Annotated in this window: 18 protein-coding genes; 8 read left to right on the forward strand and 10 right to left on the reverse strand. The window is 70.3% G+C overall.

The window, feature by feature from the left end:
* Positions 1-8: 8 nt before the first annotated feature.
* The 8 genes from M6B22_RS08165 to M6B22_RS08200 all read right to left on the reverse strand — a co-directional run bounded on the left by M6B22_RS08165 (position 9) and on the right by M6B22_RS08200 (position 9,389).
* Positions 9-1,085 carry an adenosine deaminase gene (locus M6B22_RS08165; RefSeq protein WP_269445273.1) on the reverse strand — a complete coding sequence of 359 codons (1,077 nt, stop codon included), beginning with the start codon at positions 1,083-1,085 and terminating at the stop codon, positions 9-11.
* Between the two features lie 24 nt (positions 1,086-1,109).
* On the reverse strand, positions 1,110-2,237 hold the full coding sequence (locus tag M6B22_RS08170; protein ID WP_269445274.1) for an acyltransferase family protein: 1,128 nt from the start codon (positions 2,235-2,237) through the stop codon (positions 1,110-1,112).
* A gap of 117 nt (positions 2,238-2,354) precedes the next feature.
* Positions 2,355-3,635, reverse strand: a complete 1,281-nt coding sequence (locus tag M6B22_RS08175; RefSeq protein WP_269445275.1) for a thymidine phosphorylase — start codon at positions 3,633-3,635, stop codon at positions 2,355-2,357.
* The gene (locus M6B22_RS08180) at positions 3,628-3,975 is read right to left on the reverse strand and encodes a cytidine deaminase (protein ID WP_331459809.1); all 348 of its coding nucleotides are present in this window, start codon (positions 3,973-3,975) and stop codon (positions 3,628-3,630) included. The genes M6B22_RS08175 and M6B22_RS08180 overlap by 8 nt, the downstream gene beginning before the upstream one ends.
* Positions 3,976-4,028: 53 nt before the next feature.
* Complete coding sequence (locus tag M6B22_RS08185) at positions 4,029-5,345, reverse strand: ABC transporter permease (protein WP_269445277.1); 1,317 nt, start codon at positions 5,343-5,345, stop codon at positions 4,029-4,031.
* Entirely contained in the window at positions 5,342-6,589 is a 1,248-nt protein-coding gene (locus M6B22_RS08190) for an ABC transporter permease (protein WP_269445278.1), read from the reverse strand. Before M6B22_RS08190 ends, M6B22_RS08185 begins: the two co-directional genes overlap by 4 nt.
* Complete coding sequence (locus M6B22_RS08195; protein WP_269445279.1) at positions 6,586-8,193, reverse strand: ABC transporter ATP-binding protein; 1,608 nt, start codon at positions 8,191-8,193, stop codon at positions 6,586-6,588. The genes M6B22_RS08190 and M6B22_RS08195 overlap by 4 nt, the downstream gene beginning before the upstream one ends.
* Positions 8,194-8,273: 80 nt before the next feature.
* Entirely contained in the window at positions 8,274-9,389 is a 1,116-nt protein-coding gene (locus M6B22_RS08200) for a BMP family lipoprotein (protein WP_269445280.1), read from the reverse strand.
* A 408-nt stretch (positions 9,390-9,797) separates the two neighbouring features.
* Between M6B22_RS08200 and sdhC the strand changes: the two genes are divergently transcribed.
* From sdhC to M6B22_RS08240, 8 genes are all read left to right on the forward strand, one after another.
* Complete coding sequence (gene sdhC / locus M6B22_RS08205; protein WP_331459810.1) at positions 9,798-10,145, forward strand: succinate dehydrogenase, cytochrome b556 subunit; 348 nt, start codon at positions 9,798-9,800, stop codon at positions 10,143-10,145.
* Entirely contained in the window at positions 10,145-10,567 is a 423-nt protein-coding gene (gene sdhD / locus M6B22_RS08210; protein ID WP_407935596.1) for a succinate dehydrogenase, hydrophobic membrane anchor protein, read from the forward strand. The genes sdhC and sdhD overlap by 1 nt, the downstream gene beginning before the upstream one ends.
* 13 nt (positions 10,568-10,580) lie before the next feature.
* The gene (sdhA, locus tag M6B22_RS08215) at positions 10,581-12,320 is read left to right on the forward strand and encodes a succinate dehydrogenase flavoprotein subunit (protein WP_269445283.1); all 1,740 of its coding nucleotides are present in this window, start codon (positions 10,581-10,583) and stop codon (positions 12,318-12,320) included.
* Positions 12,320-13,066, forward strand: a complete 747-nt coding sequence (locus M6B22_RS08220) for a succinate dehydrogenase iron-sulfur subunit (protein WP_269445284.1) — start codon at positions 12,320-12,322, stop codon at positions 13,064-13,066. The genes sdhA and M6B22_RS08220 overlap by 1 nt, the downstream gene beginning before the upstream one ends.
* A 96-nt stretch (positions 13,067-13,162) precedes the next feature.
* Positions 13,163-13,903 (forward strand): (Fe-S)-binding protein, encoded by a 741-nt coding sequence (locus tag M6B22_RS08225; protein WP_269445285.1) that lies wholly within the window; start codon positions 13,163-13,165, stop codon positions 13,901-13,903.
* A complete protein-coding gene (locus M6B22_RS08230) occupies positions 13,900-15,342 on the forward strand; it encodes a lactate utilization protein B (protein ID WP_269445286.1) in 1,443 nt (480 codons plus the stop codon). Before M6B22_RS08225 ends, M6B22_RS08230 begins: the two co-directional genes overlap by 4 nt.
* Positions 15,339-15,959, forward strand: a complete 621-nt coding sequence (locus tag M6B22_RS08235) for a LutC/YkgG family protein (RefSeq protein WP_269445287.1) — start codon at positions 15,339-15,341, stop codon at positions 15,957-15,959. Before M6B22_RS08230 ends, M6B22_RS08235 begins: the two co-directional genes overlap by 4 nt.
* Before the next feature lie 24 nt (positions 15,960-15,983).
* Positions 15,984-17,750 (forward strand): gamma-glutamyltransferase family protein, encoded by a 1,767-nt coding sequence (locus M6B22_RS08240; RefSeq protein ID WP_269445288.1) that lies wholly within the window; start codon positions 15,984-15,986, stop codon positions 17,748-17,750.
* Here the strand turns inward: M6B22_RS08240 and M6B22_RS08245 are convergent.
* Positions 17,732-18,799, reverse strand: coding sequence for a YhjD/YihY/BrkB family envelope integrity protein (locus M6B22_RS08245; protein ID WP_269445289.1), 1,068 nt, complete (start codon positions 18,797-18,799; stop codon positions 17,732-17,734). The genes M6B22_RS08240 and M6B22_RS08245 overlap by 19 nt on opposite strands.
* A 31-nt stretch (positions 18,800-18,830) precedes the next feature.
* Positions 18,831-19,361: a 2'-5' RNA ligase family protein gene (locus M6B22_RS08250; protein WP_269445290.1), complete on the reverse strand. Its 531-nt coding sequence runs from the start codon at positions 19,359-19,361 to the stop codon at positions 18,831-18,833.
* Positions 19,362-19,363: the final 2 nt, after the last annotated feature.

Consider the following 19,363-nt stretch of genomic DNA (forward strand, 5'->3'; position numbering starts at 1 on the left):
CCGGGTACTCAGGCGCGCAGGGCGGCGTAGCCCGGCTTGATGACCCCGTTGATGAGCTGCAGCCGCTCGTCGAAGCCGATGAACGAGCTCTTCATCGCGTTGATCGTGAACCACTGCAGGTCGGCCCAGTCGTAGCCGAACGCGTCGGCGAGCAACGCCATCTCGCGCGTCATCGACGTCCCGCTCATCAGCCGGTTGTCGGTGTTCACCGTGACCCGGAACTGCAGCTTGCGCAGCAACCCGATCGGGTGCTCGGCGATGGACTCGGCCGCGCCGGTCTGCACGTTGGACGACGGGCACATCTCCAGCGGGATCCGCTTGTCGCGCACGTACTGCGCCAGCCGGCCGAGCGCGCCGCCTGCGGTGATGTCGTCGACGATGCGCACCCCGTGGCCCAACCGGTCGGTGCCGCACCACTGGATCGCCTCCCAGATCGACGGCAGCCCGAACGCCTCCCCGGCGTGGATGGTGAAGTGGAAGTTCTCGCGGCGCAGGTACTCGAACGCGTCCAGGTGCCGGGTGGGCGGGAAGCCCGCCTCGGCGCCGGCGATGTCGAAGCCGACGATGCCCTTGTCGCGGTACGCGACCGCGAGCTCGGCGATCTCACGGGAGCGGGCAGCGTGCCGCATCGCGGTCGCGATCGCCCCGACCCGGATGCGCTTTCCGCGCTCGGCCGCGGCCTGCTCGCCCTCGCGGAACCCGGCCAGGACGGCGTCGACGACCTCGTCCAGGGACAGTCCGGCCTCGGTGTGCTGCTCGGGCGCCCAGCGGATCTCGGCGTACACGACACCGTCGTCGGCTAGGTCCTCCGCGGCTTCGCGCGCGACGCGGGCCAGCCCGTCCGCGGTCTGCATCACCGCGACCGTGTGCGCGAAGGTCTCCAGGTAGCGCTCCAGCGAGCCGGAGTCGGCCGAGTCACGGAACCACTTCGCCAGCGTCGGCGCATCCGGCGCGGGCAACTCGTCGTAGCCGATCTCGCGCGCGATGTCGACGACGGTCTCCGGCCGCACGCCACCGTCGAGGTGATCGTGCAGCAGGACCTTGGGCGCGGTGCGGATCGAGGACTCGTCGAGCGGCGTCGGCATGCCTCCACCGTAGTGCGGGCGCGGTCAGCGAGCGGGCACCAGCCGGGGCGCGACCGACGTGCCGCTCGCGGCGGGCTGCGTCGCGGGTTCGGGACGGTGTGCCCAGCGCTTGCGCAGCGGCGTCTCGACCCAGCGGTAGGACGCCTCGGCGGTGCCCACCAGGGCGAGCAGCCACAGTAGCCCGGCCCACCCGGCGTCGATCGGCTTGTGCCCGAACAACTGGTTGAAGCCGTTCATGAACAGCATGTTCCACAGGTACAGGCCGTATGAGAGCCGCCCCAGGTGCACGAACGGGCCCCAGCCGAGGAACCGGGCGAGCAGCCCGCCGGGGGTGATCACCAGGCCGGCAACGATCACCAGGCAGAGCAGGGCCACCTGCCCGTACCCGCGAGCATCGCCGCTGTACAGCGGAAGGATCTTCAGGCTGCCGTCCATCAGCACCCCGAGGGTCACGAACGCGACCACGGCGAGCGTGCCCGCGACGTGCCGGGCGAGCCGTCCGAAGGCGCGTCCCGCGGTGACGATCGCCAGGATGGCGCCGAGCGCGATCGCGTCCATGTGGGTACGGAAGGCGAAGCTGATCTGCTGCTGCGCGGACTGGACGCCGGCCATGTCGGCCCGGCTCACCCATGCCAGCACCACGACGGCGCCGGCGAACGAGGCCAGCCAGGTGCGTCCCCAGCGGCCGCCGAAGGCGAGCAGCACGATCATCAGCACCGGCCATACCAGGTAGAACTGCTCTTCGATGGCGAGCGACCAGGACCACTCGAAGTAGGTGCTGATGTGCGGCTGCAGCGCGGTCTGCTCGATGAAGTCGGTCGTGTAGGTGAGCGCGCCGACGAGCCCGGCGATCCAGTTGCTCACCGCGAGGCCGATGCCGAGCACCCAGCCCAGCGTCACGCCGACGACGAGCAGCAGCGCGGGCGCCAGCCGGGCGAACCGGCGGCGGTAGAACGCCCCGATGCTCAGGGTGCCGGTGGAGCCGTGCTCGGCGAGCAGCAGCCCGGTGATCAGGTAGCCGCTGATGACGAAGAAGACGACGACGCCGTACGTGCCGATCGCCGGCAGGCCGGCGTGATCGCAGATGACGACAGCGACGGCGGCCGCGCGCAGCCCGTCCAGTGCCCGGTTGTAGCCCAGCGTGCGGCGCATCGTGCCCCGTTCCCGTCGTGGCGCGCCGGTCGGGCCCGGCGCGTCCGTTACCTGTTTGTTACCCAAACAGGCTGGGAACTACGCAAGAGGCGGGCAAAGCCACCCAAACCGGTACGCTCAGCCGACCCGGTCGATCACCAGCGGCGCCGACGAGGCGCTGCCACCCACCTCGAACGCGCCGTCCAGGGCCGCCAGCGCCCGCTCGAAGCGGGACGGGTCGTCGGCGTGCAGCTCCAGCAGCGGCGCGCCCGCCTGGACGCGATCGCCCGGCTTGGCGAGCAGCACCACACCCGCCGCCGCGGACACCGGATCCTCCTTGCGCGCCCGGCCGGCGCCCAGCCGCCAGGCCGCCACGCCCACGGCGTAGGCATCCAGCCGGGTGAGCACTCCGGACGCCGGCGCCGCGACCACGTGCCGCTCGCGGGCGGTGGGCAGCGGGGCGTCCGGGTCACCGCCCTGAGCCGCGATCATCGCGCGCCAGGTGTCCATCGCCCGGCCGTCACGCAGCGCGTCCGCCGGGTCGACGTCGGCCAGCCCCGCGCCGGCGAGCATCTCGCGGGCCAGCGCGAGGGTGAGTTCGACCACGTCCGCCGGGCCGCCGCCCGCGAGCACCTCGACCGACTCGGTCACCTCCAGCGCGTTGCCGGCGGTCCGCCCGAGCGGGGTGGACATGTCGGTCAGCAGCGCCACGGTACGCACCCCGTGCGCGGTGCCGAGCCCGACCATCGTCTCGGCCAGCTGCCGCGCCGTCGTGAGGTCCTTCATGAACGCGCCGGTACCGACCTTGACGTCCAGCACGAGCGAAGCCGATCCTTCGGCGATCTTCTTGCTCATGATCGACGAGGCGATCAGCGGGATCGACTCGACCGTGCCGGTGACATCGCGCAGCGCGTACAGCTTGCGGTCGGCGGGCGCGAGCTCGTCGCCGGCCGCACAGACCACCGCACCGACCTCGTTGAGCTGGGCGATGAACGCGGCGTTGGACACCTCGGCGCGCCAGCCCGGGATCGACTCGAGCTTGTCCAGCGTGCCGCCGGTGTGCCCGAGGCCGCGGCCGGACAGCTGCGGGACCGCGGCCCCGCACGCGGCCACCAGCGGCGCGAGCGGCAGGGTGATCTTGTCCCCGACGCCGCCGGTGGAGTGCTTGTCGGACGTCGGGCGCGCGACCGCGGACAGGTCGAGCCGCTCGCCGGAGGCGATCATCGCGGCCGTCCAGCGGGCCAGTTCGCGGGGCGTCAGGCCACGCAACAGCACCGCCATCGCCAGCGCCGCCATCTGCTCCTCGGCAACGGCCCCACGCGTGTACGCGTCGATCACCCAGTCGATCTGGGCGTCGGACAGCTCGCCTCCGTCGCGCTTGGTGCGGATGACGTCGACGGCGTCGAAGGCGCTACTCACCCACCAGGTCCTCGCGGGTGAAGGCCAGCGGGAGCACCTCGATCATCGGATTCGGGCCGTCCGGCGTGTCGACGAGCAGGTCCGGGCCGCCGTGCTCCCACAGCAACTGCCGGCACCTGCCACAGGGCATCAGCACCTCACCGCGGAAGTCGACGCACGCGAACGCGACCAGCCGGCCGCCGCCGGACGCGTGCAGCGCCGACACCAGCCCGCACTCGGCGCACAGCCCCAGCCCGTAGGAGGCGTTCTCGACGTTGCAGCCGACCACCATGCGGCCGTCGTCGACGAAGGCCGCCGCGCCGACCGGGTACTGCGAGTACGGGGCGTACGCCCGGCCCATCGCCTCCAGGGCCGCCCGGCGCAGGGCTGCCCAGTCGATGGAAGAGGCCACGACTACTCCTTCTCGTAGGGCTGGCCGTCCGCAGCGGGCGCCTGTACCCGACCGACCAGGCCGGCGACGGCGAACACGGTGACCAGGTACGGAGCCATGGCCAGGAACGCGGACGGGATCGCCACCGGTGTGCCGACGATACCGAGCGTGATCTGCAACTGGTCGGTGAACCCGAACAGCAGCGCGGCGGCGATCGCACCGCGCGGGCTCCACCGTCCGAAGATCACCGCGGCGAGCGCGATGAACCCCTTGCCGGAGGAGATGTTGGTGTTGAACTGCCCCGAGCCGCCGATGGTGAGGAACGCGCCCGCCAAGCCCGCGATGAGCCCGGCGATGATCACGTTGCGGTACCGGGTGCGGTTCACCTTGATGCCGACGGTGTCGGCCGCCTTGGGGTGCTCGCCGACCGCGCGGGTGCGCAGTCCCCAGCGCGTGCGGAACAGCGCGACGTCGATCGCCACGATCAGCCCGTAGGTGATGTAGACGATGATGTTCACGTCGAACAGCGCCGAACCGATGATCGGGATGTCGGCAAGCAACGGGATCTTGATCGGCGGCAGCGTGGTGACCGCGTTGTAGTGGTCGGGGTTGCTCTGCATGATCGAGTGGTAACCGAGGTTGGTCAGACCCAGCGCGAAGGTGTTGAGCACGACGCCGAGCACGATCTGGTTGACCAGGTAGCGGATCGCGAAGACCGCGAGCAGCACGGCGATCAGCCCGCCGGCGGCGAGCGAGGCGATCAGGCCGATGCCCAGGTTGTGCGCTGCCGACGCGAACAGCGCCCCGGCGAACGCGCCGACCAGCATCTGGCCCTCGATGGCGATGTTGATCACGCCCGAGCGCTCGCCGATGATGCCGCACAGCGCGCCCAGGATCAGCGGGATGGAGGCGATCACCGAGTTGGCGACCAGGCCGGTCAGGCTGATCGCGTTGGTCGGATCACCCGTTCCCGCCCAGCACAGGAACGCCAGCACGAACAGCAGCGCCGTGACCGAGACGGCCCAGCGCATCGCGGTACGGCCGTACGGGCGCAGCAGCTGCCCGATCCCGACGGCCACGATGATCACGCCGAAGATCATCGCGACGGCGCCGCCGGGGAACCGCATGGTCGGCACCTGGTACTTGTCGCCGAACTGTGACACCTGGAAGGCGGCATCGCCGTTGCGGGCGCCGATACCCCAGGCGAAGAAGGTGATCAGACCGGCGAGCAGGAACGCAACCCCGATGCCGATGCGGCGACGCCGCGAGACCGGGACGGTGACGACCTCGTGCGAGGCGACGAACTCGTCCTCGTCGACAGGAACGGTCGGGGTGCTCATCCGTTCCATCCCTTCGCGAGCTGGCCGACGCTGCCACTGCGGGCGGCACGCAGCCGGAACAGGCCGCGGATGAGGGCCGGCGCCGCGATGAACAGCACGATCACCGGCTCGATCACCGAGACGACGTCTGCCGGCGTGTGCGTCTGCGAGGCCATCACCACACCGCCGGCGCGGAACGCGCCGAACAACAGGCCGGCGAGCACCGTGCCACCCGGGGAGCCGCGACCGAGCAGGGCGACGGTGATCGCGTCGAAGCCGAAACCGGCGTCGACGTCCTGGGTGACGACCTGCCGGGTGCCGAGCGCCTGCGAACAGCCGACCAGCCCCGCCAGCGCGCCGGAGATGATCATCACGACGATGTAGCCGCGCTCGATGTGCATCCCTGCGGTCCGCGCCGCGAACGGGTTCGCGCCCACTGCGCGCAGCCGGAAGCCGAGCGTGGAGCGGGACAGCAGCCACCAGCACAGCACCGCCGCGACCAGCGCAATGATCAGGCCGGAGTGCAGCGAGCCGAACAGGTGCGGCAGCTTCGCCGTGCTCAGGATGCGTGGCGAGGTGGCCTCGGTCTGGTGCGGTGCCTGGAACCCGTTCAGGCCGAGCAGGTACCCCAGCAGGTACAAGGCGACGTAGTTGAGCATGATGGTCGTGATGACCTCGTGCGCGCCGGTCTTCGCCTTCAGGTAGCCGACGATCCCGCCCCATACGGCGCCGCCGATGATGCCGGCGAGCAGCGCGACGATCAGGTGCAGGCCCGCCGGCAGGTGCCAGGTGAACCCGACGTACCCGGCGCAGATGGCGCCCATGATCAGCTGACCCTGCACCCCGATGTTGAACAGCCCGGCGCGGAACGCAACGGCCACCGAGAGGCCGCCCAGGATCAGCGGCGCCGCGTTGACCAGGGTGTCCGAGATCGGCCCGAACACCGCGATTCCGCCGTTCGAGTACAGCGAGTCGGTGTTGAAGACCGCGCCGCGGAACAGCGCCGAGTAGCCGGCCGAGATCGCGTTCCACGCGTCAGTGAAGGTGTCGGTCGGGTGCTGGAAGAAGTACCCGAGCGACTTGCGGGTCGCCTCGTCGGCCAACGCGATCAGGACCGCGCCGAACACCAGCGCGCAGACGAAGGCGAGGGCGGTGACGACCGCGGTGTTCCCGTACAGGTAGCCGTCCAGGATCCGGCGGCCCAGGTTGCGCCGCCCGGTCGGCGGCGGCGGTCCGACGTCGGCGGGGGCAGTCTGCGTCGTCACTCGTCCTCACTCCCGCGCTGAGCGCTAGGGGCCGGCCCGTCCGTGTCATCCGTGGCGTCCGTGTCATCCGTGGCGTCCGTGTCATCCGTGTCATCCGTGGCGCTCGCCGCGCCACCGCCGGCCATCAGCAACCCGATCTCCTGCGCCGCGGTGCCCGCCGGCACCTCCCCGGCGATCCTGCCCCGGTACATGACGGCGATGCGGTCGGCCAAGCCCAGCACCTCGTCCAGTTCGGTCGAGACCAGCACCACCGCGGTGCCCTGATCGCGCTCGTCGACGATGCGCCGGTGCACGAACTCCATCGAGCCGACGTCCAGACCGCGCGTCGGCTGGGCCACGATCAGCAGCTTGAGCGGGCGGGACAGTTCGCGCGCGAGCACCACCTTCTGCTGGTTGCCGCCGGACAGCGTGCTGGCCGCCGCCGCGGGCGTGGGCGGGCGCACATCGAACTCCTGCACGCGGGCAGTCGCATTGCGCTCGATCTCGCCCAGGTTCAGCGAGCCGCGCCGGGCGAACGGCGCCTTGTCGTGGATGTCGAGGACCAGGTTCTCGGCGACGCTGAACGAGCCCACCAGCCCGTCGTGCAGGCGGTCCTCGGGCACGTACCCCACGCCGATGTCGAGAACGTCGTTGGTGCTCAGCGTGGTCACCTGCTGCCCCGCGATCGCGATGGTGCCCGACGTCGGGGTGCGCAGGCCGATCAACGCCTCGGTGACCTCGGTCTGCCCGTTGCCCTGCACGCCGGCTATCGCGTAGATCTCGCCGGCGCGCACGTCGAAGGACACGTTGTCGACCAGCAGGACGCCGTTGGGGTCGATCACGGTCAGCTCGCGCACGTCGAGGACGACCTCGCCCGGCCGGGCCGGTGCCTTGTCGACGGTCAGCTTGACGGGGCGGCCCACCATGAGGGACGCCAGTTCGCTCGCCGACGCCGACGGCTCGGCGGTGCCCACGACGGCGCCGCGGCGGATCACCGTGATCTTGTCGGCGATCTCGCGGACCTCGTGCAGCTTGTGGCTGATGAACACGATCGACGTCCCGCCGTCACGCAGCGATCGCATGACCGTCATCAGCTCTTCGGTCTCCTGCGGGGTGAGCACGGCGGTCGGCTCGTCGAGCACCAGCAGCCTGGCGTCGCGGCTGAGTGCCTTGAGGATCTCGACCCGCTGCTGCACGCCGACGGGCAGGTCGGCGACCAGGGCATCCGGCGGCACGTCGAGGCCGTAGCGCTTGGAGATCTCGCGCACGCTGCGCCGCGCCCGGCGCCGGGACAGGAAGCCGCCGAGCTGGGTCTGCTCGTGGCCCAGCATGACGTTCTCGGTGACGGTGAAGACCGGGATCAGCATGAAGTGCTGGTGCACCATGCCGATCCCGGCCGCCATGGCGTCGCCAGGTCCGCGGAAGCTCACCGGCTCGCCGTCGATGAGGATCTCGCCCTCGTCCGGCCGGTACAGCCCGTACAGGACGTTCATCAACGTCGACTTGCCGGCCCCGTTCTCGCCGAGCAACCCGTGGATCTCACCTGACTCGACGACGAGGTCGACGGCGTCGTTCGCCGTCAGCGAGCCGAAGCGTTTGGTGATCGCCCGAAGCTCGAGTTTCACGGACTATCGATGTCCTCTCGCCACAGATCGGTGGGCGGTCGGCCGCCGCCGTCCACCCACCGATCCGTTCGGCACTGAGCTCAGCTGGCGGGCTGGCTCGGCGATGTGATCTTGATCTTGCCGCTGGTGATGTCGGCCTTGACCTGCTCGAGCTGGCTCTGCAGGCTGGCCGGCACCTTGCTCGCGAACTGGTGGTACGGCGCCAGGCCGGTGCCGTTGTTCGCGAGCGTGCCGACGTACGAGCCGGTCGGGAACGTGCCGCTGGCCGCCTGGTTCACGTACTGGGTCACCGAGTCGGTCAGGTTCTTGGTGACGCTGGTGATGAAGTACTTGCAGTACTGGGCGGCCGAGACGCAGCCGTCGGTGTCGACCCAGATCACGTTCGCGCGGCCGTTGCTGGCCTGCGCCGCGGCACCCGCGCCTAGGCCGGCGCCACCGGCGACCGGGAAGATGATGTCAGCACCCTGCTGGATGAACGTCTGGCTGATCTGCTTGCCCTTGTTCTGGTCGGTGAAGGACTGCGAGAACGTGCCGCCCTTCTGGTTCTTCTCGTTCCAGCCGAGCACCTTGACGTTCTTCTTGTTCTGCGTGTTGTAGTAGTTCACGCCCTCCCAGAAGCCGTCCATGTAGATCGTGACCGGCGGGATGTTGAGGCCACCCCAGGTCGCCACCTTGCCGGACTTGCTCATCCCGGCCGCGAGGTAGCCGCCGAGGAAGCCACCCTGCGCGGTGTTGAACTGGATGCCGTAGACGTTCGGGGCGGTGGAGCCGGAGTCGACCTCGGCGAAGTGGACGGTCGGGTTCGCCGTGGCCACCGCCTTGACGTTGTCGGTCATCAGGCCACCGACGGCGATGATCGTGTCGCAACCCTTGGTGACCTCGGCCTTGAGGTTCGGCGTGTAGTCGTTGCCCGAGTTGGACGGGACGTAACTGATCTTGATGTTCGGGTTGGCCTTGTTCGCGGCCGTCATACCCGCCCACGAGGACTGGTTGAAGGACTTGTCGTCGACGCCACCGGTGTCGAGCACCATGCAGGCGGTCAGGGCGCCGGCCGCGGGAGCCGAGGAGGTCGACGGAGCCCCGGCGCTGGTCTGCGCCGCGGGCGGCGCGGAGGAGTTGCTGTTGGTGTTGTTGTTGGACCCCGATTTGCTGCCACAGCCGGACAGCGCCAGCGCGAAGGCTGCGATTCCGGCCACGAGTGCGGAGGTACGTGCTGGACGCAAGATGATCATCCCTTCGGGCGTCGGCGGCGGCGCCGACTGTGCGAGAAAACTCCCGCCAACCTAAACCCCGACCGCCCGCGCGCAATAGCCGCGGGCGCGCAGGCGCCCCGTCGTCACCTGATTGTTGTCAGCGGGGGTGGGTTGTCCGAAGAGTCACACCGGCCCGGTCTGCCTCGCACCATGCGTCCCGACTAGCATTTGCTTGCGCGCGGGAGCCAATTTCACACCGTCTCCCCCGCAGCCCGCAGCGCCGGCGATCCGTCCCGGCTCCGCGCTTTCGCAGCCTCTTGAGGAGACCGACAGGTGTCTAGCGTCGCGCCCAGCGCACCGCCCACCACGCGAGCCAGGGCCGCCGGCTCGCTGTACCGCGGACGCGAGGGCATGTGGTCGTGGGTCGCGCACCGGATCACGGGCGTGTTGACCTTTTTCTTCCTGTTTGCGCACGTCCTGGACACCGCGCTCGTGCGGGTCTCGCCGGAGTCCTACGACGTCGTGATCGACACCTACAAGAACCCGCTCGTGAACCTGATGGAGATTGGCCTCGTCGGCGCGGTGCTGTTCCACGCCCTGAACGGGCTGCGGATCATCGCGGTCGACTTCTGGGCCAAGGGCACGCGTTACCAGCGGCAGTTGCTGTGGTCGATCGTCGCGGTCTGGGTCGTGGTGATGGTTCCCGGGGCGTTCTTCATGTTCAAGCACAGCTTCGAAGTCCTGTTCGGGAGCAAGTAGTGCACTCGTCGATACCTCCTGTGATCGAGGCACCGCGCTCCGCACCGACCGGACGCCCGCGCCGCAGCCGCACCAACGTCGAGCTCTACGCGTGGCTGTTCATGCGGATCTCCGGGATCGTGCTCGTGGTGCTGGTGCTGGGCCACCTGTTCATCATGAACATCCTCGACGGGGGCGTGCAGCGCATCAACTGGGCGTTCGTGGCCGGGCGGTGGGCCTCGCCGTTCTGGCAGGTGTGGGACCTGCTGATGCTCTGGCTCGCGATGATCCACGGCGCGAGCGGGCTGCGCACCATCATCAACGACTACACCCGCCGCGACGGCACCCGGCTGGCGCTCAAGGGCCTGCTCTACACGGCGACCACGATCACGATCGCGCTCGGCACGCTGGTGATCTTCACCTTCGACCCGACCGTTCACTAGGGGACTGCAGCACATGCCACAGGTTCACCAGCACAACTACGACGTCGTGATCGTCGGTGCCGGCGGCGCCGGGATGCGCGCGGCTTTGGAGTCCTCCTCCCGCGTCCGTACCGCCGTGCTGACCAAGCTCTACCCGACCCGCTCGCACACCGGCGCGGCGCAGGGCGGCATGTGTGCCGCGCTGGCCAACGTCGAGGAGGACAACTGGGAGTGGCACACCTTCGACACGGTCAAGGGCGGTGACTACCTGGTCGACCAGGACGCCGCCGAGGTGATGTGCCGTGAGGCGATCGACGCCGTCATCGACCTGGAGAAGATGGGCCTGCCCTTCAACCGGACGCCCGAGGGGCGGATCGACCAGCGCCGCTTCGGCGGGCACACCCGCAACCACGGCGAGGCTGCCGTCCGCCGGTCCTGCTTCGCCGCGGACCGCACCGGCCACATGATCCTGCAGACGCTGTACCAGAACTGCGTCAAGCAGGACGTGCAGTTCTTCAACGAGTTCTACGTCCTGGATCTCATCGTGCAGGACGGCCACGCAGCCGGCGCGGTCGCGTACGAGCTGGCCACCGGCGACATCCACGTGTTCGCCGCGAAGGCCGTCATCCTCGCCACCGGCGGCTTCGGCAAGGTGTTCAAGACGACGTCCAACGCGCACACCCTCACCGGTGACGGCATGGGCATCATCTGGCGCAAGGGGCTGCCGCTGGAGGACATGGAGTTCTTCCAGTTCCACCCGACCGGCCTGGCAGGCCTGGGCATCCTGCTCTCGGAGGCCGCGCGCGGTGAGGGCGGGATCTTGCGCAACGCCGACGGCGAGCGGTTCATGGAGCGCTACGCCCCGACCATCAAGGACCTCGCGCCGCGCGACATCGTCGCGCGCTCGATGGCCAACGAGGTGCGCGAGGGACGCGGGGCGGGGCCGGAGAAGGACTACGTGCTGCTCGACCTCACCCACCTGCCGCGCGAGCAGATCGACGCGAAGCTGCCGGACATCACCGAGTTCGCGCGCACCTACCTGGGCGTCGAGCCGTACACCGAACCGGTGCCCGTGTACCCCACCGCGCATTACGCGATGGGCGGCGTGCCCACGAACATCCGCGCCGAGGTGCTGGGCAACAACACCGAGGTCGTGCCCGGCCTGTACGCGGCGGGCGAGGTCGCCTGCGTGTCCGTCCACGGCTCGAACCGGCTGGGCACCAACTCGCTGCTGGACATCAACGTGTTCGGCAGGCGCGCGGGCATCGCCGCGGCCGAGTACGCGGCGACCCACTCGCACGTCGGCCTGCCGGTCGGCGCGCAGGGAACCGTCACCGCAATGGTGTCGACGCTGCTCGAGTCGACCGGAACGGAACGCGTGGCGACGCTTCGCGCCAAGATGCAGAGCACCATGGACCGCAACGCGCAGGTGTACCGCACGGACGCCTCGCTCAAGCAGGCCGAGGAAGACATCGCGGCGCTCAAGCAGCGGTACGCGAACGTCTCGATCAGCGACAAGGGCAAGCGGTTCAACTCCGACCTGCTCGAGGCGATCGAACTGGGCTTCCTGCTCGATCTGGCCGAGGTGCTCGTCGTCGGCGCGCGGGCGCGCAACGAGTCGCGCGGCGGCCACTTCCGCGAGGACTACCCGAACCGTGACGACGTCAACTTCATGCGCCACACGATGGCCTATCGCGAAGGGGACGGCGCGATCCGGCTCGATTACAAGCCGGTCGTCCAGACCCGTTACCAACCGATGGAGCGCAAGTACTGATGACTGCCATTGTCGAGAAGCCGGCCGCCGCACCTGCGATCGTCAAGCGGACGGTGTCGGTCAAGATCCGCCGGTTCAACCCGGAGGTCGACGCCGAGCCGCACTGGCAGACGTTCCAGGTCGAGGCGCTGCCCACCGACCGGGTGCTGAACCTGCTGCTGAACATCAAGGGCTACCAGGACGGCTCGCTGACGTTCCGTCGCTCCTGTGCGCATGGGGTGTGCGGCTCGGACGCGATGCGCATCAACGGCGTCAACCGGCTGGCCTGCAAGGTGTTGGTCAAGGACATGCCGGACGAGATCATGATCGAGGCGATCAAGGGCCTGCCGCTGGAGAAGGACCTCGTCGTCGACATGGAGCCGTTCTTCGAGGCGTACCGGGCGGTCAAGCCCTTCCTCATCACGTACGGCAACCAGCCTTCGCGCGAGCACATCCAGAGCCAGGCCGAGCGCGACCGTTTCGACGACACCACCAAGTGCATCCTGTGCGCCGCGTGCACGTCGTCCTGCCCGGTGTACTGGACGGACAACAAGTACGTCGGGCCTGCCGCGATCGTCAACGCGCACCGGTTCATCTTCGACAGCCGCGACGAGGGCACCGAGGAGCGGCTGGAGATCCTCAACGACCGCGAGGGCGTGTGGCGCTGCCGCACCACGTTCAACTGCACCGAGGCGTGCCCGCGCGGCATCGAGATCACCAAGGCGATCGCCGAGGTCAAGCGCGCGCTGCTGTACCGGCGGGTGTAACGAGCCGGACGTCGGGTGCAGCCGCCGCGTCCGAGAGGCGTGCTGTCGCGAGGTAACGTCGCGGTACGTTCTCGCTGACCCGGAGAGGACGGCCGCATGCGCATTGCCGTGTTCGCGACCTGCTTGGTCGACGGGCTGTTCGCCGACGTCGGCAAGGCGACGATCGCCTTGCTGCGCCGTCTGGGTCACGATGTCGACCTGCCGTTGGAGCAGACGTGTTGCGGACAGATGCATGTGAACACGGGGTACCCGCGTGAGGCGCTTCCGCTCGTGCGGCGCTATGTCGACACCTTCGCCCGCTACGACGCTGTGGTGGCACCGAGCGGTTCGTGTACGGGCGCGATAAGGCACCAGCACGCCGAGCTTGCCGGGGCCGCAGGCGATGCCACACTCGCCGAGGCTGCTCGCGAGGTCGCCTCGCGCACCTTCGAGCTGTCCGAGTTCCTCGTCGACCGGCTCGGGGTCACCGACGTGGGCGCGTACTTCCCGCACCGGGTCACCTATCACCCGACCTGCCACTCGCTGCGGCTCCTTCGGGTCGGCGACCGGCCGTACCGTCTGCTGCGCGCAGTCCGCGGCATCGAGCTCGTCGAGCTGCCGTCGGCGGATGCGTGTTGCGGGTTCGGTGGCACGTTCGCGTTGAAGAACGGCGAGGTGTCCACGGCGATGCTGGCCGACAAGATGCGGTGCATCCTCGACACCGGTGCCGGGGTGTGCGCCGCCGGCGACGCGTCCTGCCTCATGCACATCGGTGGCGGGTTGTCCCGGCTGCAAGCCGGCGTCCGGACGGTCCACCTGGCCGAGATCCTCGCCTCGACCGAATCGAGCGCAGCATGACGTTCCTGGGAATCCCGACCGCCTCGTCCACCGGCCACCTGCGCGCGCCACGCACCTTCCCGGAGGCGGCCCACGACGCGCTCGGCAACGCCCAGCTGCGCCGCAACCTGGGCGATGCGACCGCGACGATCCGCGCCAAGCGGGCGGGCGTCGTCGCCGAGTTGCCCGACTGGGAACAGCTGCGCGCGGCCGGTGCCGCGATCAAGGACGAGACGCTCGCGCACCTGGACGAGTACCTGATCCAGCTGGAGGAACAGGTCACCGAGCGCGGCGGCGTCGTGCACTGGGCCAGGGACGCGGACGAGGCGAACCGGACCGTCGTCGAGTTGGTGCGTGCCGCCGGCGCCGACGAGGTGGTCAAGGTCAAGTCGATGGCCACCCAGGAGATCGCGCTCAACGAGGCGCTGGCCGACGCCGGCATCACCGCGCTCGAGACCGACCTGGCCGAGCTGATCGTGCAGCTCGGCCACGACGCGCCGAGCCACATCCTGGTGCCGGCGATCCACCGCAACCGCAGCGAGATCCGCGAGATCTTCCTGCGCGAGATGGCGGGAGTGGATCCGGCGCTGACCGACGATCCGCGCGCGCTTGCCGAGGCCGCGCGCACCTACCTGCGGCGCAAGTTCCTGTCGGCCCAGGTCGCGATCAGCGGCGCGAACTTCGCCGTGGCCGAGGCCGGCACGCTGTGCGTGTTCGAGTCCGAGGGCAACGGCCGGATGTGCCTCACCCTGCCACGCACCCTGATCACCGTGATGGGGATCGAGAAGCTCGTCCCCACCTGGCGCGATCTCGAGGTGTTCCTGCAGACGCTGCCCCGTTCGTCCACCGGGGAGCGGATGAACCCGTACACCTCGATGTGGACCGGTGCGACCGAAGGGCAGCAGTTCCACCTGGTGCTGCTGGACAACGGCCGCACCGCGACGCTGGCCGACCCGCACGGGCGAAGCGCGCTGCGCTGCATCCGCTGCTCGGCCTGCCTGAACGTGTGCCCGGTGTACGAACGTACCGGCGGACACGCGTACGGCTCGGTGTACCCGGGCCCGATCGGCGCCGTGCTGTCGCCACAGTTGACCGGCGTGGAGCACAACCCGACGCTGCCGTTCGCGTCGTCGCTGTGCGGCGCCTGCTTCGACGCCTGCCCGGTCGCGATCGACATCCCCAGCATGCTGATCCACCTGCGCGCGCAGGTGGTCGACGCCAAACGTGAGGCGCACCACACCCCGACGCCGGAAGCCGCGATCATGGCGGCCGCGGCATGGACCATGAACCGGCCGCGGTGGTGGGCGCGCGGGCTACGAGCCGCCCGGCTGAGCCGGTTCGTGCGGCGCCGCCGGGCGCTGCCGCCGCCGCTGTCGGCCTGGACCGCGTCCCGCGATCTGCCCGACCCGCCCCGCGAAACGCTCCGCGACTGGTGGCAGCGAGAGGGTGGCGTGCAATGAACGAAGGTGCAGCAACCAGCGCCCGCGAGGAGATCCTGAGCCGGATCCGCACCGCGCTCGGGGACCGTCCGTCACCGGCACCGGTAGCGCGCGACTATCGCGTCGCCGGCAGCGTCCCGGCGGACGTCGAGCAGTTCGTCGACCGGCTGGTCGACTACCGCGCCACGGTGCACCGTTGCGGTAGCGACGAGCCCGCCTTACGCCTGAAGGAGATTCTCGACGCGCGCGGGGTACCGCGACTGGTGGTCCCGGACGGCTTCCCGCCCGCGTGGCTGCCGGCAGCGTCACTCGTCACCGAACCGGTCAGTACCGAGACACTCGACGAGGTCGGCGCCGTGCTCACGACCTGCGCGCTGGCCGTCGCCGAGACCGGCACGATCGTCCTGGATGCCGGTCCGGGGCAGGGGCCCCGGGCGCTCACCCTGGTGCCGGACTACCACCTGTGCGTGGTGCGCGCCGACCAGGTGCGCGCCATCGTGCCGGACGCGGTCGCCGAACTCGACCCGCGCGCGCCGCTCACCTGGATCAGCGGGCCGAGCGCGACCAGCGACATCGAACTGCGCCGGGTCGAGGGCGTGCACGGTCCGCGCACCCTGGACGTCCTGATCGTCGGCTGAGCACGCGCGGTAGCGTCGGGAAACGTGTTCACCACCCGCCCGGAACTGCAGGGCAGCTTCGGCATGGTGTCCTCGACGCACTGGCTCGCCTCGGCCGCCGGCATGGCGGTGCTCGAGTCGGGCGGCAACGCATTCGACGCCGTCGTCGCGTCCGGGTTCACGTTGCAAGTGGTCGAGCCGCACCTGAACGGGCCGGGCGGTGACCTGCCGCTGATCTTCGCCGGCCCGGATCGCGCGCCGACCGTGCTGTGCGCGCAGGGCCCCGCGCCGGCCGGCGCCACCATCGCGCACTACCGCGGGCTCGGGTTGGAGCTGATACCGGGCTCCGGCCTGCTGGCGGCGGTCGTTCCCGGCGCGACGGCCGGCTGGCTCACCCTGCTGCGCGATCACGGCACCAAGCGGCTGCGCGACGTGCTGCAGTTCGCGATCGGGTATGCGGCGGACGGCATCCCGCTGCTGCCGTCGATGCTGCGCACGATCGGTGCGGTCGCCGAGCTGTTCACGACGGACTGGACGACGTCCGCCGCGCTGTACCTGCCCGATGGCATCGTCCCGCAACCGGGCGCGTGGCACCGCAACCCGACCTGGGCGGCGACCCTGCAGCGCCTGGTGACCGAGGCCGAGGCCGCGACGCCCGACCGCGACGGGCAGCTCGAGCACGCGCTGCGGTCCTGGACGAGCGGGTTCGTCGCCGAGGCGATCGAGGAGTTCGCGCGGACGCCGTGGCGCGACTCGAGCGGTGAGCGGCACGCCGGCGTGCTGACCGGCGCCGACCTGGCGAGCTGGCGACCGACGTACGAGCGGCCGGCCACGCTGGACTTCGGCGGCCTCACGGTGTGCAAGACCGGGCCGTGGGGGCAGGGTCCGGTGCTGTTGCAGCAGCTCGCGCTGCTCGACGGGCTCGACCTCCGTCCCGGCACGGCCGAGTACGTGCACACCGTGATCGAGGCCGCCAAACTCGCCTTCGCCGACCGCGAGGCCTGGTACGGCGACGCCGCCGACGTCCCGCTGGCCGAGCTGCTCGATCCGGCGTACACGGCGTCCCGCCGGGCGCTGATCGGCGCGACCGCCGACGGCGAGCTGCGACCGGGATCGCCCGCCGGCCGCGAACCACGGTTGCCGGACGCGCTGCGCGGTTCCGGTGCGCGTCCGCTCGGCGATGCCACGACGGCCGAGCCGACGGTGTCACGAACCGGCGAGACGCGCGGCGACACCTGCCATGTCAGTGCTGCCGACCGCTGGGGGAACGTGGTCGCGGCGACGCCGAGCGGGGGCTGGCTGCAGTCGTCGCCGGTGATCGGCGCGGTCGGGTTCCCGCTCGGCAGCCGGCTGCAGATGGCCTGGCTGCAGGAGGGGCTGCCGAACTCGCTGACGCCCGGGCGCCGGCCGCGCACCACGCTGTCGCCGACGCTCGCGCTGCGCGGCGGCGAGCCGGTGCTCGGCTTCGGCACGCCGGGCGGCGACCAGCAGGACCAGTGGCAGTTGACCTTCCTGCTCAACCACCTGCTCGGCGGGATGAACCTGCAGGAGGCGATCGACGCGCCGACGTTCCACAGCACGCACTTCCCGAGCTCGTTCTACCCGCGCGACGCGTTCCCGCGGCAGCTGGTGATCGAGTCGCGCTTCGACGACGCCGTGCTCGATGACCTGCGCAGGCGCGGGCACGAACTCGTCGTCAGCGACGCGTGGTCGCTCGGCCGGATGTGCGCGGTGGGACGCGATCCCGTGACCGGGCGGCTGCGCGCGGCCGCCAACCCGCGCGCGATGCAGGGCTACTCCGCGGGCCGGTGAGTCCGCGCGAGCGCCCAGGTCGCGGCGGCCGCGCCGGCCACCGCGCCGACGCCGACCAGCGCGACGCCGACCGCGGCCGGGCTCACCGCCGTCGGTGAGCCGTCCGAGTCGACTGCGTCCGAGTCGACAGCGACCACGGCTGATGTCACGGGCACCAACTGAGCGCGCTCGCCCGTCAGCACCGCCATCCAGGCCGCGCAGAACAGCATGAACCGCGCCACCAGTTGGATCCAGATGAGCACCGCGACCACGCCGGCGAACGGGCCCGCGGTCGGGCTGCTCGCGGTGTGCGCGATGGTGTACGTCCCGACGATCTTGAGCACCTCGAAGCCGACGGCGGCCAGCAGCGCCCCCTTGACCGCCACGCGCGTCGGCACGCTCACGCCGGGCAGGCGCACCAGCAGCCAGCTGAAGATGATCAGGTCGCCGCAGATCGCGAGCAGCACGCCGAGGACCTTGACCAGGCCGTGCACTCCGGGCAGCTCGTCCCACGACAGCGCGGTGAGGATCTGATCGGTGAGCGAGGTACCGACCGCGGTCAATGCCATCGACAGGATCAGGCCGAGCCCGAGGCCGGCGAGCACGAGCAGGTTCTTGAGTTTCGCGATCACGAAGTTCTGCGCCGGCGGTCGCACCTGCCACACCGCCTCGACGGCCGCGCGCAGGTTGCCGATCCAGCCGAGCCCGGTGAGGGCGACGCCGATGAGGCCGACTATCCCCACCCCGGTGCGCGCGTCGATGGCCGTCTTGATCGACGTGTTGAGCGTGTCGCCGAACGCGCCGGGGACGTTGCGGGTGATGGACTCGAAAAGGTGCTGCAGCGTGTCCGGGTGGGAGTGCAGCACGAAGCCGGCGATCGCCACGCCCAGCAGGATCAGGGGAAACAGCGCGAGGAAGCTGAAGTAGGTGATCGCACCGGCGAACTGGTTGCCGTTGCTGTCCTGAAGTCGCTTCCAGGCGCGAGCCGTGTGGTCGACCGACGGCCGCCTGCGCCGCAACCGCGCCCAGGCGCCGGCCACCGAGTCCTTGATCCGCCAGAACCACTTCACCACGCAGGCATACCCCACCCGCGCCCGCCGGTCACGCCCTGCCAGCCGCTCCCAGTGCGAACTCGGTACGCCAGCTCCAGCGGTCCTGCTCGCGCGAGAACAGCACGAACTTCTCCACCCGGAAGCGCGCGACGAAACCGGACAGCCCGTCGTACGCGCGGTCCAGCGACGCCTCGTCGATCTCCTGGGCAACCGTGACGTGCGGGTGGTACGGGAACTGCAACTCGCGCTCCAGCGGGCCGCGTCGCACGGCGCGCTCGAGCGCCTCGCAGTCGGACACCCCGCGCGCGACCTGGACGAACACGACGGGCGAGGCCGGACGGAACGTCCCGGTGCCGGACAGGTGCATGGTGAACGGCGCCGACGCCGCTGCCGCCGCCCGCAAGTGATCCTCGATGCCGTCCAGCTGCGAGCAGGCCACCGGAGTGGGCGGCAACAGCGTGACGTGCGGGAAGATCCGGTCGGCTGCCGGGTCGCCGACATCGCGCCGCCAGTTCGTCAGGACGGTCGCGTGCGGCTGCGGGATCGCGATCGCGACCCCGAGCACCACGTCGTCGGACACGG

Source organism: Jatrophihabitans cynanchi (assembly GCF_027247405.1).
GTDB lineage: Bacteria > Actinomycetota > Actinomycetes > Mycobacteriales > Jatrophihabitantaceae > Jatrophihabitans_B > Jatrophihabitans_B cynanchi.

Bases quoted from the DNA above. Each gene is read 5' to 3' on its own strand.
- M6B22_RS08170 (WP_269445274.1), bottom strand. From the start codon at position 2,237: ATGCGCCGCACGCTGGGCTACAACCGGGCACTGGACGGGCTGCGCGCG.
- M6B22_RS08185 (WP_269445277.1), bottom strand. From the start codon at position 5,345: ATGAGCACCCCGACCGTTCCTGTCGACGAGGACGAGTTCGTCGCCTCG.
- M6B22_RS08235 (WP_269445287.1), top strand. From the start codon at position 15,339: ATGAACGAAGGTGCAGCAACCAGCGCCCGCGAGGAGATCCTGAGCCGG.
- M6B22_RS08225 (WP_269445285.1), top strand. From the start codon at position 13,163: ATGCGCATTGCCGTGTTCGCGACCTGCTTGGTCGACGGGCTGTTCGCC.
- M6B22_RS08165 (WP_269445273.1), bottom strand. From the start codon at position 1,085: ATGCCGACGCCGCTCGACGAGTCCTCGATCCGCACCGCGCCCAAGGTC.
- M6B22_RS08230 (WP_269445286.1), top strand. From the start codon at position 13,900: ATGACGTTCCTGGGAATCCCGACCGCCTCGTCCACCGGCCACCTGCGC.
- M6B22_RS08180 (WP_331459809.1), bottom strand. From the start codon at position 3,975: ATGGGCCGGGCGTACGCCCCGTACTCGCAGTACCCGGTCGGCGCGGCG.
- sdhC (WP_331459810.1), top strand. From the start codon at position 9,798: ATGTGGTCGTGGGTCGCGCACCGGATCACGGGCGTGTTGACCTTTTTC.
- sdhA (WP_269445283.1), top strand. From the start codon at position 10,581: ATGCCACAGGTTCACCAGCACAACTACGACGTCGTGATCGTCGGTGCC.
- M6B22_RS08220 (WP_269445284.1), top strand. From the start codon at position 12,320: ATGACTGCCATTGTCGAGAAGCCGGCCGCCGCACCTGCGATCGTCAAG.